General features: G+C 71.9%; 14 protein-coding genes, 1 tRNA gene and 1 pseudogene. 5 read left to right on the top strand and 11 right to left on the bottom strand.

What is annotated here, in order from left to right:
- Positions 1–6 precede the first annotated feature (6 nt).
- The 3 genes from ACFP3U_RS10605 to ACFP3U_RS10595 all read right to left on the bottom strand — a co-directional run bounded on the left by ACFP3U_RS10605 (position 7) and on the right by ACFP3U_RS10595 (position 2,337).
- Positions 7–534, bottom strand: a complete 528-nt coding sequence (locus ACFP3U_RS10605; protein WP_380225093.1) for a methylated-DNA--[protein]-cysteine S-methyltransferase — start codon at positions 532–534, stop codon at positions 7–9.
- A 149-nt stretch (positions 535–683) separates the two neighbouring features.
- Complete coding sequence (locus tag ACFP3U_RS10600) at positions 684–920, bottom strand: hypothetical protein (RefSeq protein ID WP_380225092.1); 237 nt, start codon at positions 918–920, stop codon at positions 684–686.
- A gap of 52 nt (positions 921–972) precedes the next feature.
- A complete protein-coding gene (locus ACFP3U_RS10595; protein ID WP_380225091.1) occupies positions 973–2,337 on the bottom strand; it encodes an MFS transporter in 1,365 nt (454 codons plus the stop codon).
- A gap of 205 nt (positions 2,338–2,542) precedes the next feature.
- Here ACFP3U_RS10595 and ACFP3U_RS10590 point away from each other — a divergent pair, with 205 nt between their 5' ends.
- Complete coding sequence (locus ACFP3U_RS10590) at positions 2,543–3,328, top strand: hypothetical protein (RefSeq protein WP_380225090.1); 786 nt, start codon at positions 2,543–2,545, stop codon at positions 3,326–3,328.
- Between the two features lie 99 nt (positions 3,329–3,427).
- Here ACFP3U_RS10590 and ACFP3U_RS10585 read toward each other — a convergent pair whose 3' ends face one another.
- The 6 genes from ACFP3U_RS10585 to ACFP3U_RS10560 all read right to left on the bottom strand — a co-directional run bounded on the left by ACFP3U_RS10585 (position 3,428) and on the right by ACFP3U_RS10560 (position 9,341).
- Positions 3,428–3,823 (bottom strand): PIN domain-containing protein, encoded by a 396-nt coding sequence (locus ACFP3U_RS10585; protein ID WP_380225089.1) that lies wholly within the window; start codon positions 3,821–3,823, stop codon positions 3,428–3,430.
- On the bottom strand, positions 3,823–4,098 hold the full coding sequence (locus tag ACFP3U_RS10580) for a hypothetical protein (RefSeq protein ID WP_380225088.1): 276 nt from the start codon (positions 4,096–4,098) through the stop codon (positions 3,823–3,825). Before ACFP3U_RS10580 ends, ACFP3U_RS10585 begins: the two co-directional genes overlap by 1 nt.
- Before the next feature lie 152 nt (positions 4,099–4,250).
- Complete coding sequence (locus ACFP3U_RS10575; RefSeq protein ID WP_380225086.1) at positions 4,251–5,999, bottom strand: glycoside hydrolase family 35 protein; 1,749 nt, start codon at positions 5,997–5,999, stop codon at positions 4,251–4,253.
- A gap of 75 nt (positions 6,000–6,074) precedes the next feature.
- On the bottom strand, positions 6,075–7,418 hold the full coding sequence (locus ACFP3U_RS10570) for an ABC transporter substrate-binding protein (protein ID WP_380225085.1): 1,344 nt from the start codon (positions 7,416–7,418) through the stop codon (positions 6,075–6,077).
- A 70-nt stretch (positions 7,419–7,488) separates the two neighbouring features.
- The gene (locus tag ACFP3U_RS10565; RefSeq protein WP_380225084.1) at positions 7,489–8,424 is read right to left on the bottom strand and encodes a carbohydrate ABC transporter permease; all 936 of its coding nucleotides are present in this window, start codon (positions 8,422–8,424) and stop codon (positions 7,489–7,491) included.
- Positions 8,421–9,341, bottom strand: a complete 921-nt coding sequence (locus ACFP3U_RS10560; RefSeq protein ID WP_380225083.1) for a carbohydrate ABC transporter permease — start codon at positions 9,339–9,341, stop codon at positions 8,421–8,423. The genes ACFP3U_RS10565 and ACFP3U_RS10560 overlap by 4 nt, the downstream gene beginning before the upstream one ends.
- A gap of 274 nt (positions 9,342–9,615) precedes the next feature.
- Between ACFP3U_RS10560 and ACFP3U_RS10555 the strand changes: the two genes are divergently transcribed.
- Entirely contained in the window at positions 9,616–10,605 is a 990-nt protein-coding gene (locus ACFP3U_RS10555; protein WP_380225082.1) for a LacI family DNA-binding transcriptional regulator, read from the top strand.
- A 75-nt stretch (positions 10,606–10,680) separates the two neighbouring features.
- Here ACFP3U_RS10555 and ACFP3U_RS10550 read toward each other — a convergent pair.
- A tRNA-Thr gene (locus ACFP3U_RS10550) sits at positions 10,681–10,757 on the bottom strand.
- A gap of 288 nt (positions 10,758–11,045) precedes the next feature.
- On the opposite strand from ACFP3U_RS10550, the gene ACFP3U_RS10545 reads away from it, so the two are divergent.
- The 3 genes from ACFP3U_RS10545 (at position 11,046) to ACFP3U_RS10535 (ending at position 13,681) form a co-directional block, all read left to right on the top strand.
- Positions 11,046–12,137: an ABC transporter ATP-binding protein gene (locus ACFP3U_RS10545; protein WP_380225081.1), complete on the top strand. Its 1,092-nt coding sequence runs from the start codon at positions 11,046–11,048 to the stop codon at positions 12,135–12,137.
- Between the two features lie 183 nt (positions 12,138–12,320).
- Entirely contained in the window at positions 12,321–12,764 is a 444-nt protein-coding gene (locus ACFP3U_RS10540) for a hypothetical protein (RefSeq protein ID WP_380225080.1), read from the top strand.
- A gap of 137 nt (positions 12,765–12,901) precedes the next feature.
- The gene (locus ACFP3U_RS10535; RefSeq protein WP_380225079.1) at positions 12,902–13,681 is read left to right on the top strand and encodes a nucleotidyltransferase family protein; all 780 of its coding nucleotides are present in this window, start codon (positions 12,902–12,904) and stop codon (positions 13,679–13,681) included.
- A 130-nt stretch (positions 13,682–13,811) separates the two neighbouring features.
- On the opposite strand, the pseudogene ACFP3U_RS10530 reads toward ACFP3U_RS10535, so the two are convergent.
- Positions 13,812–14,057: pseudogene (locus ACFP3U_RS10530) on the bottom strand (hypothetical protein); the annotation flags it as partial.

The raw sequence follows: 14,057 nt of genomic DNA, 5'->3' as shown, positions 1-14,057 counted from the left end.
GCCGTTCTACAGCGGGCCGTTCCAGTCCAGGGTCGGCTCCAGCACGCCCTCCAGGGTGAGCAACCAGCGCTTCACCTCGATCCCCACCCGGCCGCCGCCGAAGCCGCCGATCCCGTCCGCCGCCACCACCCGATGGCAGGGCACCAGCAGGGCGACGGGATTGGCGGCCATCATCTGGCCGACCGTGCGGGCCGCCAGCCCGGGCTCCTCGACGTCGGCGAACACCCCGCTGCGGGCAGCGAGTTCGCCGTACGTGACGGTCCGCCCGTACGGCACCTGGTGGAACAGCGTCTGCAGCACCACCCGGTGCGGACCGGAGCTCAGGCTCCAGTCGATCGGCAGGTCCAGCTCCCGCCGCCGGCCCGCCAGGTACTCGCCGATCCGGCCGGTGACCGCGGCGATCTTCGACTCGTCGGTGCAGTGGGGCAGTTCGCCCTCCCGGCCGTGGTAGCCGATCGCCGCCACGCCCTGCGCGGTCACCGCGACGTGCAGCGCGCCGCTCGGCAGCGGCGTCTCCACCGTCAGCCAGGACAACGGCGCCGTCGTCCTCCCCGCCACGTCTTCCCCCCTGCCTTCCGCCGTCCTGTCCAGCGCACCGGCCGCGTCCGCCCACGGGCGCGCGGGCCACCCGCCCCGCGCGCCATCGTACGGCGGGCCGGGCGGGTGCTCCGCCGGGTTCGCGGTCAGGGGCGCCGCCCCTTCAGCTCCGCGGCGATCGTCCGCGACCAGTCCGCCAGCTCGGCCCGGTCGGCGGTGCGGCCCTCGCAGAGGGCGGCGAGCTGGGCGTCGTTGATCCGGTTCGGCCCCGGGATCTCCAGCAGGTACGCGAGCTCGTCCAGGACGCCGGCGAGCCGCACGGCGTCCGTGTGGTCCAGGGAAGCGGCCGCCTCGTGGTGGCTGATGGTGAGAGAACCGGGCATGGTCTGCCTCCTCCGTTCACCCCCGCACCCCTCCACGGTACGACCGCCCGGCTCACCCGGCACCCGCCGCGGACGGGGCCGGCCGCACCTCCTCACTCCCGGGCACCGGCGCACTCCGGGCCCCCGGATCCCCCGGTTCCGTCCAGCGCCGGCCGCGCACCGCGGGCATCGCCAACACCACCAGCCCGGCCACCAGTTGCCAGCCGGCGCCGAAGGCCAGCACGGCCGACACCCCCACCCGGTCGGCCAGCGGCCCGGCCGCCGCCAGGCCGAGCGGCCCCAGCACGAACGCGCCGAGACCGCCGAAGGCCGTCACCCGCGCCAGCGCCTCGGCCGGCACCCAACTCTGCAGCGTCGAGCCGTACAACGAGCCGCAGACCGCCGACCCGGCCCCCGCCACCAGCGCCGCCGCCACCGTCCAGCCCAGCGGCAGCCCCGCCGCGAGCACCGCCGAGGGCAGCGCCCAGCCGAGGGTCGCCACCGTCGCCACCGCGAGCGGCCGCCCGGGCCGGCGCCCCAGCATCAGCAGTCCGCCGAGCACCGCCCCGACCCCGTACACGCCCATCACCAGCCCCCAGGCCCGCGCCCCGCCCAGCTCGCGCTGCGCGGTCAGCGGCCCCAGCACCAGGAACGGCGCCCAGACCAGCAGATTGAACAGCGCCATCTGGAGGGTGGTCACCCAGAGCCACCGCCGGGAGGCGAACTCGGTCCAGCCGTCCCGGAGATCGGCCAGCATCGACCCCTTTTCGCGGGCCGCGTCCGCCCCGGCCGCCGCGTCCGCCGCGTCCGGCAGCGCGGCGGACAGCCGGGCCAGCGCCAGCGCGCCGACCCCGTACGTCACCGCGTCGATCAGCAGCACCGCTCCCGGGCCGTACCCGGCCGTGATCACCCCGGCGAGCGCCGGGCCGGCCACCGTCGACACCGAACGCGCCAGCCCCAGCAGGGTGTTGGCGTCCGACAGGTGCTCCTCGCGGCGCACCAGGGCGGGCACCAGCGCGCCCAGGGCCGGCAGGAACACCCCCTCGCCCAGCCCCCAGACGGCGACCAGCGCCACCATCACCCAGACCGACGCGTGCCCGGTGGCCAGCACCGCCGCGAACCCGGCCTGCACCGCGCAGCGCAGCACATCGGCGGCCAGCATCACCCGGCGGCTGCCCAGCCGGTCCGCCACCACGCCGCCGACCAGCAGCACCAGCACGATCGGCAGGACCCGGGCGGCCATCACCCGGCCGAGATCCGACCCGCCGCCCCCGCCGTCGAGCACCGCGAACGCCACCGCCACCGGCGCCATGGAGGAACCGACCAGCGAGGTCGCGTAGCCGACGAAGAACCACCTGAAGTCGCGTTCACCCAGCACGGCCGGACGGCTCAGCAGCCGTCGACGGCGGTCCGGGACCCGCTTCGTCTCCCCTGTCATGGCCGCCCAGTCTGCCCACCGGCGGCGGCCGTCGACAAGGCTTTCTGGAAAAATACTTGAGTCTTTCCGTATCAATTTACGCCACTAACCCCCCTATCGCAGTAAATACCGCTCACCAACCTCCCCCACCTGCACTTTACTGCGCTCTCGGCTATTCTTTCCCGCACCCCTCCTCCTATCATTTACTGCGGAAAGAAGACGCCGGATGGCTCCCCTTCCCCCGGTCGAGTACGCGGTCGCCGTCGAGCGCTACCTGGCCGCCGTCGGGCTCGGCGACGGCTCCCGCCGCGTCTACCGGATCGCCCTGCGCACCTGGGCCTGGGCGCTCGCCGACCGGCCCGCCCCGACCGGACCGGAACGGCGCCGCGCCGGCCCGCCCGTCCTCCCGCTCGCGCTGCTCGACCACCCCGAGGCCGCCGACCGGCTGCGGGCCGCCGTCGACCGCCGCTCCGCCGAAACCGACCCGCGCACCCTCAATCGCGAGCTCTCCACCCTGCGCGCCGCCGTCACCTGGTGGCGGGACCAGGGCTGGATCGACACCGACCCCACCGACGGCCTCCGCCCCCGCCCGCTCCCGGACCCCGGCCACGGCCCCGCCGCGCTCACCCCCGAGCAGCTCCGCGCCCTGTTCGCCCTACGCGTCCCGCTCCGCGAACAGCTCCTCTGGCGACTCCTCCACGAGAGCGGCGCCCCCGTCGAGACCGTGCTCGCCCTGGACGTCGACGACCTCGACCTCCCGCACCGCCGCACCCACCCCTCGGCCCCGCCCCTGACCTGGCAGGCCGGCACCGCCCGCCTGCTCCCCCCACACCTCGCCGGCCGCCCCTCCGGCCCGCTCTTCCTCACCGACCGCCGCGCCCCGGCCACCACCCCCGCCGCCGACCGCTGCCCCCACACCGGCCGCGCCCGCCTCTCCTACCGCCGCGCCGCCGAACTCTTCACCACCCACACCCCCACCCACACCCTCCGCCACCTCCGCCCCCGACCCTGACAGAACGCCGAAGGCCCCCCGGCTGCACACCGGGGGGCCTTCACCGAGGACCTGCGGAGCCCCCACGTCGGATTCGAACCGACGACCTGCGCTTTTCCTTCAGATCCCGCTGACAACGACACGATCCCCGCAGAGAAGTCCCATGTCCTCCTCGTCGGAGGTGAAGATCGTGACGTCGCCACGCTGACGCAGCGCCACTGCGGCGAGAGCGGCGTCGATGGCGTACTTGTGCCCGTGCAGACCGGCCGTCTCCAGCAGCTCGATCGCCTCCTCCGCGATCTCCCTCGTCACCGGTTCCACCGCGATCTTTGAGAGGGTCCATGCCCACGCGGCCTTCTTGACGCGCCCGTGATAGGCCTCGACGAGCGTCATCGACGTGGTCACCACCCGGATGCCGGATCGATCCGCGTCCTTCAGCCGGGCACCCATCGCGCGGTGCCCGAGAACGGCTTGGGACAAGCCCTCGCTGTCGAGCACATAGACGAGCTCGGACATCAACCCGCCTTGCGCCGGGGCGCCGAACGGGCCTTGCGCTCCGCGTGCTGCCGTTGGAGCGAGAGCCTCTCCGCCTCCGCGGCCGCCAGCTCCGCGTCGGTCACCTCACCGTGCTCGCCCTCCCACCAGCCGACGAACTCGTGCAGGTGGTCCCGCTCGCGCTGACGCTCTATGGCCTGCGCGACGTACCGGCTGAACCCGCCCGACCCCACCTCGGCGCGGATCTCCTCCGCCAGCTCCTCAGGCAGCGTCACCGTGTACTTCTTCGTTGCCATACCAGTCATCATACCGACCGCCGGCTGCCGGCGGGCCGACGCGACACCGTCCTGCGCGCCGCACCGGGCTGAACCTCGCGCCACGCCGACGGGTACCGGGATCCACCGAGATCCCGCTTGGTGGCCGATGCCCGTCGGCGGTGCTCGCGGTGCTATTCGTCGGTCGGGCCGAGGTCGGGTTCCGCGCGCAGGTCGACGGTGCGGGCGAGGTGGGCGGCGTGCAACTCCAGCACGGTGATCTCGTTCGACCCCGGGCGCAGGACGGGGCCGGGTACGTAGAGGGAGCGTTGGGGGCCTCGGGACCAGAACCGGCCGAGGTGGAAGCCGTTGACCCAGACGTTGCCCTTGGTCCAGCCCGGGAGGTGGACGAAGGTGTCCGCGGGGACGTCGACGTCGAACGCACCGCGGTGGAAGGTCGGGCCGACGGTGGGCGCCGTGCCGGTGAAGGCGAGCTCGTCGAGCGAGTGCAGCGGAAGCGGGCGGCTGGTCCAGCCGGTGAGTTCGGCGCCGTTGAGACGGACGTGCCCGAGGAGTCCCTTGCGGTCGTGGATGCCCGGCCCGTAGTTGACCCGCCCCTGGTTCTCGACCAGCAGGCGCAGGACGCTGCCCGCGCGCGGACTGGTGAGGGCGATGGCGTGCTCGTGGTTCTCGCGCTCCAGGACGCCCACCGGCTGTCCGTCGACGAAGACCTGGGCGCGGTCGCGGACTTCGTCCACTTCCAGCAGGACGGGACCGTCCACGGGCAGGACGGCCTCGTAGAGGACGAACCCGAAGTCCTGGCCGAGCTGTTCCATGGTCAGCGGGCGTTCGGAGGGCACCGGGACGCCCAGGGACGGCAGGTTGTCGAACAGCGGCGCGCTCTCGGTCAGGGCGATGCCGGGTGCGGTGAACTTCGCGGCCGGGTCGGGGAGCGGAGCCGCGGGTACGGTGGCGTACTTGGCGATGACCTTGCGGAACGCGTCGTACTTCTCGGTGGGGTCGCCGGCCTCGTCGAGGGGGGCGTCGTAGTCGTAGGAGGTGACGGTGGGGCGGTAGGTGTGCTTGTCGTTGGCACCGTTGGTGAAGCCGAAGCTGGTGCCGCCGTGGAACATGTACAGGCTGACCGAGGCTCCGGTCGACAGCAGGTCGTCCAACTCCTCGGCGGCCTGGCCCGGATCGCGGACCACGTGGCGACCGCCCCAGCGGTCGAACCAGCCGTTCCAGAATTCGCCGCACATCAGCGGGCCGGTGGGCTGGTGGGCGCGCAGGGCGGCGAGGCCGCGCAGGGAGTGGCTGCCGAAGTTGACGGTCGCGAGCGTGCCGGGGACCGCTCCGCGTCCGAGGTCGGAGGGCTGGTCGCAGGTGAACAGGGGGACGTCGACGCCCAGCCGGCGCAGGAGTTCGGCGAGGTGGGCCAGGTGCGCGGCGTCGTCGTCGTAGGCGCCGTACTCGTTGTCCACCTGGACCGCCAGGACCGGGCCGCCGCGGGTCGCCAGCCGGTCGAGCAGCGGGGGCAGCAGTTGCGCGAAGTAGCCCTCGACGGCGTCGAGGTACTTCGGGTCCTGGCTGCGCAGGCGGATGTCGGGGTCGGCCAGCAGCCAGGAGGGCAGGCCGCCGCCCTCCCATTCGGCGCAGATGTACGGGCCGGGGCGCAGCAGGACGTGGAGCCCTTCGGCGGCGGCGAGGTCGACGAAGGCGGGGAGGTCGAGCCCGGCGTCGAGCCGGAAGGTGTCGGGCCGCGGCTGGTGGAGGTTCCACGGGACGTAGGTCTCCACCGTGTTGAGGCCCATCAGCCGCGCCTTGCGCAGGCGGTCGGCCCAGTGGTCGGGGTGGACGCGGAAGTAGTGGAGGCCGCCGGAGATGATCCGGAACGGCTCGCCGTCGAGGGTGAAGTCGTCGCCTTCGATCTGCAGAACGGGCATGGTGCTGGGTGCTCCGTGTGTCGTCGGGGGCCCGGCGCCGCGCGTCGTGGCGTGCCGCCGGGCGTTCGGCCGGCCTTACTTGCCGGTGCTGAATCCCTGCTCGCTGCCGTACTTGAGGGAGGAGTCCTGCCAGGCCTTCAGGCCGGAGGACAGCGTGGTGCCGGAGACGTAGGCCTTGCCGACCGTGTCATTGAAGATCGAGTTGGCGTAGACCTGGTAGGGGAGGTACTGCCAGCCGGTCGCCACGTTCTTGGCCGAGTCGGAGAAGATCTTGTTGGCCTGCTGGCCGCCGAAGTACGGGAAGGCGGTGTCGAGGAAGGCCGGCGAGTCGAGGTCGGCCGTGGTGGCGGGGAAGGCTCCGCCCTTGATCCGGTCCTGGACGCCCTCGCCGGCGTTCGCGAACTTCAGGAAGGCGTACGCGAGGTCCTGGTTGGCGCTGGACTTCATGAGCGCGAGCGAGCTGCCGCCGTTCTCGGAGCTGGCGGTCTGGCCCTGCTGCCACTGCGGCAGCGGGGCGACACGCCAGTCACCCGCGGCCGAGGGAACGCCGGAGGCGAGGTTCGCGGGCATCCAGGCACCGAGGGCGAGGGTGGCGATGGTGCCGTCACCGAGGCCCTTGTACCACTGGTCGCTCCACGAGGTGACGGGCGCGACGAGGCGGTCGGAGAGCAGCTTCTGCCAGGTGTCGGCGAACTTCGCGCTGCCCGGGTCGGTGAAGTCGACGGAGACCTTGGTGCCGTTCACCTTGTAGGGGTGACCGCCGGCCTGCCAGATCATGCTGGTGGTGAAGCCGGCATCGCCGGCGTCGTTGGTGATGTAGGCGTTCGGGTTGGCGGCGTGCAGCTTCCGGGCGTCGTCGAGGTACTCGTCCCAGGTGGTGGGCACCTTGAGCTGGTACTGGTCGAAGACCTTCTTGTTGTAGAAGAGCGCCATCGGGCCCGAGTCCATGGGCAGTGCGTACACACCGCCATTGATGCTGACGGAGTTCCACGGCCCGGGCGAGTACTGCTTGGAGAGGTCGGAGGCCCCGTACTTGGAGAGGTCCTGGAGCGACTTGCCGAGGGCGAACTGGCCGAGCGCGTAGTACTCGACCTGGGCGACGTCGGGTGCGCCGTTGCCGGCCTGCACCGCGTTCTGCAGCGCGGTGTACTGCTTGTCGCCGGTCCCCGCGTTCACCAGGTTGACGTGCACGTTGGGGTACTTGGCCTGGAAGTCGGTGACGACCTGCTTCAGGGTGGGCTCCCAGGCCCACACGGTGATGGTGCCGCCCTTCTCGAGCGCCGCGTCGAGGCCGGCGGCGGACACCGGACCGGAGTCGGAGCCGGCGGTGGAGCCGCTGCCGCAGGCGGTGGCGGCGAGCACCACCGCGCAGACCAGGCCGAGGCCGCGCAGGGAGTGGCGAACTGCGGTGGATCTCATCTCGGTTACTCCGGTATCGAGTCGGGTGGGAGCGATCGGAGAGCGGAAGGAGGCGGGGGTCAGACGGGGGTCACTCCTTGACGCTGCCTGCGGCCAGGCCGGACTGCCAGTAGCGCTGGAGCAGGAGGAACGCCGCGATCAGGGGAAGGACGGTGAGCAGGGAGCCGGTGATCACCAGGTTGAACACGGGCTGGCCGCCGGCTGTGGCGGCCTGGTCGTTCCAGGCGTTGAGGCCGAGCGTGAGCGGGTACCAGTCGGGATCCTTGATCATGATCAGCGGCAGGAAGTAGTTGTTCCAGGTCGCGACCACGCTGAACAGGAGCACGGTGACGATGCCGGGGCCGAGCAGCGGAAGGCTGATCCGGAAGAAGGTGCGCAGCTCGCCGGAGCCGTCGACGCGTGCCGCCTCCAGCAGCTCGGTGGGGACGGCCTCGGAGGCGAAGACCCACATCAGGTAGAGCCCGAACGGGGAGATCAGGGAGGGGACGATGACAGCCCAGGGCGTGTCGGTCAGGCCCATCTTGCTGAACATCAGGAACGTGGGGACGGCCAGGGCGGTCGTGGGTACGGCCACGGCGCCGATGACGACGGCGAACACGGCGCGCTTGCCGCGGAAGTCGAACTTCGCCAGGCCGTAGCCGCCGAGCACGGCCAGGAAGGTGGCACCGCCGGCACCGAGCACCACGTAGAGCAGGGTGTTGAGCAGCCAGCGGCCGAAGATGCCGTCGTGGTAGGTGAGCGTCTGCCGGATGTTGTCCCACAGGGCGAAGTGGCCGCTGAACCACATACCCGGGGAGCCGAACAGGTCCTGCTGGGTCTTCGTCGCGCTGATCACCAGCCAGGCCAGCGGCACCAGGGTGTAGAGGACGACGAGGGACCCGAGGAGGGTGAGAGGGGCGCTGCGGCGGGGGCGGTCGACCGAGTGGACTCGCCGGCGCGTCCGGGGAACCGCGGCGGAGCGCACTCGCGGCCGGGCCGCGGCTTGCGTCGTGGTGGGCACGGTCATGCCTCCCTTCGCATGCCGCGCAGTTGGAAGGCGTAGGCGATGATCATGGTGATGACGCCCATGATGATCGCCACCGTGGCGGCGTAGTTCTGTTGCTGGCCGGAGAAGGACAGCGTGTAGGTGTAGTAGTTCGGCGTGTAGTACGTGGTGATCGCGTTCGGCGCCGGCGTCTTGAGAATGGCGGGCTCGCTGAACAGCTGGAAGCTGCCGATGATCGAGAAGATGGTCGCGATGACCAGGGCGCCGCGGATGGCGGGGAGCTTGATCGCCGTGATGACCCGCCACTGCCCGGCACCGTCGATCTCGGCCGCCTCGTAGAGGGAGTGCGGGACGACGCGCAGCGCCGAGTAGAAGATGAGCATGTTGTAGCCGACGAACTCCCAGGTCACGATGTTGCCGATGCCCGCGAGCACATAACTCGGCGACAGCGGGTCGGGCAGTGAGACGTCGAAGGCCCGTTCGATGTCACCGACCAGACCGAAGCGCGAGCCGTAGAGGAACTCCCACATCAGCGTGGCGACGACCGCCGGCACCGCGTAGGGAAGGAAGACGGTGATCCGGAAGAAGCTCTTCCCGTACAGCCGTCCGCTGTCCAGCGCCAGCGCGGCCAGCAGGGCGATCCCGAGCATGACGGGGACCTGGACGGCCAGGAAGAGTGCCACCCGCCCGAAGCCGGACCAGAACTTGGGGTCCCGGAAGGCCTCCTGGTAGTGGTCGAGGCCGACGAAGGTGTTGCCGCCGATGAGTCGGTTCTGGAACAGGCTGAGGTAGATCGAGTAGGCGATGGGCGCCAGGAAGACCAGGGCGAACACGGCCAGGAACGGCCCGGTGAAACCCCAGCCGGCCAAGCCGCGTCGGCTCCGCCTGCGCGGCGGGGCCCCGCGACCCACTGCGACGGGTGGTGAGGTGATCGTCATGACCGTCCCGGGTTGGAGGAATGGATGACACGGGCGGATGTTTGCGCAAACATTCGATCGCGCAGACGTGGACGTTTACGTAAACATTGGGTTAGCGTGATGTTTTCACCGTCGCACGACGACCGTCAAGAGGCCGGTACAGCTCCCTTTTCCCGGCAGCGGCGGACAGACCAGAAGGATCAGGTAGGCACACGTGGGCACAGCAGGCGCCCCGACGTCCGCAGGAGTCGAGGACATCGCAGCGGGCGGACACCGGCGACGGCGCGGGCCGTCCATGGCGGATGTCGCCCGTCTTGCCGGCGTCTCCTCGCAGACCGTCTCCCGGGTCTCCAACGGCAGCACCGGCGTGGTCGAGGAGACCCGCCAGCGGGTCCTCGCGGCGATGAGGGAGCTGGGCTACCGGCCCAACAGCGCGGCCCGAGCACTCAAAGCCGGCGAGTTCCGGACGCTGGGCGTCATCCTCTTCACCCTCTCCACCACGGGCAACGTCCGCACCCTGGAGGCGATCACCGAGTCCGCCGCCGAGGAGGGCTACGCCATCACGCTCCTGCCGGTGGCCGTCCCCACCCAGACCGGCGTGCACGGAGCCTTCACCAGACTGGGCGAACTCGCCGTGGACGGGATCATCGTGATCATGGAGGTCCACCTCCTCGACACCGCCACCATCTCGCTGCCACCGCACATCCAGGTGGTGGTCGCCGACTCCGACGCGGGCAAGCGCTACAGCGTGGTCGACACCGACCAGAGCGAGGGCGCGCGCATGGCCGTCCGGCACCTGATCGACCTCGGACACGACACCGTCTGGCACCTTGCGGGACCGGAGGGCTCCTTCGCCGCCCAGCGCCGCACCGACGCCTGGCAGGCCGTCCTCGAAGACGCCGGCCGCGCCGTACCCGCCGTCGTACGAGGCGACTGGTCCGCCGACTCCGGCTACCGGGCCGGCCTGCTCCTGGCGGACCGGCCCGACTGCACCGCCGTCTTCGCCGCCAACGACCAGATGGCCCTCGGACTGCTGCGCGCCCTCCACGAGCGCGGCAGACGCGTCCCCCAGGACGTCAGCGTGGTCGGCTTCGACGACATCGCCGAAGCCGCCGACTTCATCCCCCCGCTGACCACCGTCCATCAGGACTTCGCAGAGGTCGGCCGCCGCTGCGTCGAAGGCGTGCTGAAGCAGATCCGGAACCAGGCCGCCGAGCAGGGCACCACCCTCGTCCCCACCCGGCTGATCCTCCGGGCGAGCACCGCTCCCCCGCGACGGAGCTGACAGGGGGCTCCAAGATCGACAATGGGCTCCGAACGTGATCACGTTCGGAGCCCATTGCCTGGCCGGAGTCGCTTTTGGAGCCCCCTGTCGGATTCGAACCGACGACCTACGCTTTACAAGAGCGGTGCTCTGGCCAGCTGAGCTAAGGAGGCATGGTGACCGTCCGCGACGGATCACGGCGGCACCGGGGGCAGTCTACCGGGCGGGGAGCGGGCGGTGGGGGGATATCCCGGGGCGGCGGGCCCGGCGGGTGGGCGTGATGGAAACGAGGCCGAAAATCCGGGCGGTCGGGGGCTGACAAGTGGCGGGCGCGCGGGTAGCGTCGCCGGGAGCCGGTTTCGCACAGAGGTTCAGACCGCGGTGCGGAGCCGGAGAGGTACCACCCACCCCCTTTACTCGGATCGTCCGGCACGTTCCTGCCGGTGAAGGAGAGCACAGCCATGGCTTCTGTGACGTACGACCAGGCGACCCGTGTCTACCCCGGGGCGACCACGCCCTCGGTGGACGCGCTGGACCTGGAGATCGCGGACGGCGAGTTCCTCGTCCTGGTCGGCCCCTCCGGCTGCGGCAAGTCGACCAGCCTCCGCATGCTGGCCGGCCTGGAGGACGTCAACAGCGGCGCCATCCGGATCGGCGACCGCGACGTGACCCACCTGCCGCCGAAGGACCGGGACATCGCGATGGTGTTCCAGAACTACGCGCTGTACCCGCACATGACCGTCGCGGAGAACATGGGCTTCGCGCTCAAGATCGCCGGCGTCAACAAGGCCGAGATCCGCAGCAAGGTCGAAGAGGCCGCCAAGATCCTCGACCTCACCGACTACCTGGACCGCAAGCCGAAGGCGCTCTCCGGTGGTCAGCGCCAGCGTGTCGCGATGGGCCGCGCGATCGTCCGCGAGCCCCAGGTCTTCCTGATGGACGAGCCGCTGTCCAACCTGGACGCCAAGCTCCGCGTCTCGACCCGCACCCAGATCGCCGGCCTGCAGCGCCGCCTGGGCATCACCACCGTCTACGTCACCCACGACCAGACCGAGGCGCTCACCATGGGCGACCGCGTCGCGGTCCTCAAGGGCGGTCTCCTGCAGCAGGTCGACACCCCGCGCAACATGTACGACAAGCCCGCCAACCTCTTCGTGGCCGGCTTCATCGGCTCGCCCGCGATGAACCTGGTCGAGGTGCCGCTGGTCGACGGCGGCGTGAAGTTCGGCGGCTCGGTCGTCAACATCTCCCGCGAGGACCTGGCCGGCGCCGGCACCGACAAGAACGTGACCGTCGGCATCCGCCCGGAGCACTTCGAGATCGTCCCGAGCGGCGGCATCGAGGGCGTCGCCGTCACCGTCAACGTGGTCGAGGAGCTCGGCTCGGACGGCTTCGTCTACGGCACCACCAAGATCGGCGGCGAGGACAAGGACCTGGTCGTCCGCGTGCACGGCCGCCAGATCCCGGCCCGCGGCGAGACGATCCACGTCGTGCCGATCGCCAACGAGACCCACGTGTTCTCCACCAGCACCGGCGCCCGCCTCTCCAGCTGAGCCGGCCCACGCCACACCGCGGAGCCCCGTCGGACCGTCACCGGTCCGGCGGGGCTCCCGCCGTTCCCGGCCACTCCGACGGGCGACGGCGTCAACCCGATGAGGGGACGAACCAGGACACCTTGTCACCCGATGGTGTAACGGAGGGCGATCCGACCCGCACCCACCGCTACTCTCCTGTGCGTGAAGCAGCTAGTTCGCCGAATCGGCCAGACCGTCGCCCTCACCCTGCCCGTCGTCCTGGTGACCACCGGCACGCTCGCCGTGACCAGGGTCCCGTGGGCCCCGCCCACGTCGCTGGACCAGCAGGTCGTCGCGGCGTCCAGCGAGGACGGCGCGGGGATCGGCCGGGCGGCCTCCACCGCTCGGACGCCCGACGGGCTCGCCCCGCAGGACGCGCTGCGCGTCGCTCTCATGGACGAGCTGCGGGCCCACAACCCGGGCAGCGCGCTCGACCTGCTGGAGCGCGCGATGCGTGAGCAGCCCTCGCTCACGCCGTACTGCAGCTCGCTCGCCACCGAGCTGGGCAAGGCTGCGGTGCGCAAGTACCAGGGCGACGTCCAGCGAGCCCGGACCTTCGCCCGCGCGGTCTGCGACGGCTCGTTCGCCGCCGGCGCCTCGGGCTGACCCGCCCCGGGCCCGGCATCCGGCGGCGCGTCCGGTCGGGAGAGCACCGGAGTCGGGCACGGGCTCGGGCACGGGCGCGGGCGCGGCCCGGCCGGAGCGGAGGGCTCAACCGGCCCTGACCCGCCTATTGTTCAGCCATGACCGCTGACTCCGGCCGCACGGCCACTCCCCCGCCCGCTCCCGCCCTCGGCCCGGTGCCGGTGACCCAGGCCGTCATCCTGGCCGGCGGCCAGGGCTCCCGGCTGCGCCCCTACACGGACGACCGGCCGAAGCCGCTGGTCGAGATCCCGGGCACGGGCACCCCGATCCTGGGCCACCAGCTCGCCTGGCTGGCCGCCGAGGGCGTCACCGACGTGGTCATCTCCTGCGGCCACCTGGCCGACGTGCTGGAGGCCTGGCTCGACAAGGCCGATCTGCCGCTGCGGGTCCGCACGGTGGTCGAGGCCGAGCCGCTCGGCCGCGGCGGCGGCCTCAAGTACGCCGCCAAGGCGCTGCCCCGCCCCGAAGAGCCCTGGTACGCCACCAACGGCGACATCTGGACCAGGTTCAGCCTGCGCGACATGGCCGCCTTCCACCACGAGCGGGACGCCGTCGCGACGCTCGCGCTGGCCCGGCCGCGGATCCCGTGGGGCGCGGTGGAGACCGACCAGTTCGGCAACGTCCTGGACTTCATCGAGGCGCCGCCCTCGCCGTTCCTCATCAACGCCGGCCTCTACGTGTTCAGCCCGGAGTTCACCGAGCTGCTGCCGGACGTCGGCGACCACGAGCGGACCACCTTCCCGCAGCTCGCCCGCAGCAAGCGGCTGGCCGGCTACCAGCTGCCGCAGGGCGTCTACTGGCGCGCCATCGACACCGCGAAGGACCTCACCGAGGCCGCCAAGGAGCTCGCCGCGGGCGCCGGCCGCGCGCCGCAGTAGCCGCCGGAGGCCCGCCAGCCGGAGGCCGGGCACCGCACACCCGCACCCCGCGCAGCACGGCGATCGGCCGGGTGCTCCCCCACGGAGCACCCGGCCGATCGCCGTTTCCCGGGCCGGTTCGCCCGGCCCGTCAGGTGGCCGTGGCCGGCCCCGGACGGGGAGTGCGGGCACCGCCGCCGGCCAGATCGACCAGCGGCGCACTGCCCAGCACCCCGCCCAGCAGGCCCGAGCCGCCCGACGCGGACCCGCTCGGGGCGCCGCCGGTGCTCGGGCCCGACTTCGGCGCCGTCCCGGAGCCGGCGGGCGCGGCGGGAGTGGCCCGCTGCGCGGGCGTCGACCCGGCCGAGGCCGGGGCCACGCCCGCGCGGCGCCGCGC

It is taken from the genome of Kitasatospora misakiensis (assembly GCF_042656005.1).
Lineage (GTDB): Bacteria > Actinomycetota > Actinomycetes > Streptomycetales > Streptomycetaceae > Kitasatospora > Kitasatospora misakiensis.
This window is presented reverse-complemented; position numbering and strand designations above follow the sequence as displayed.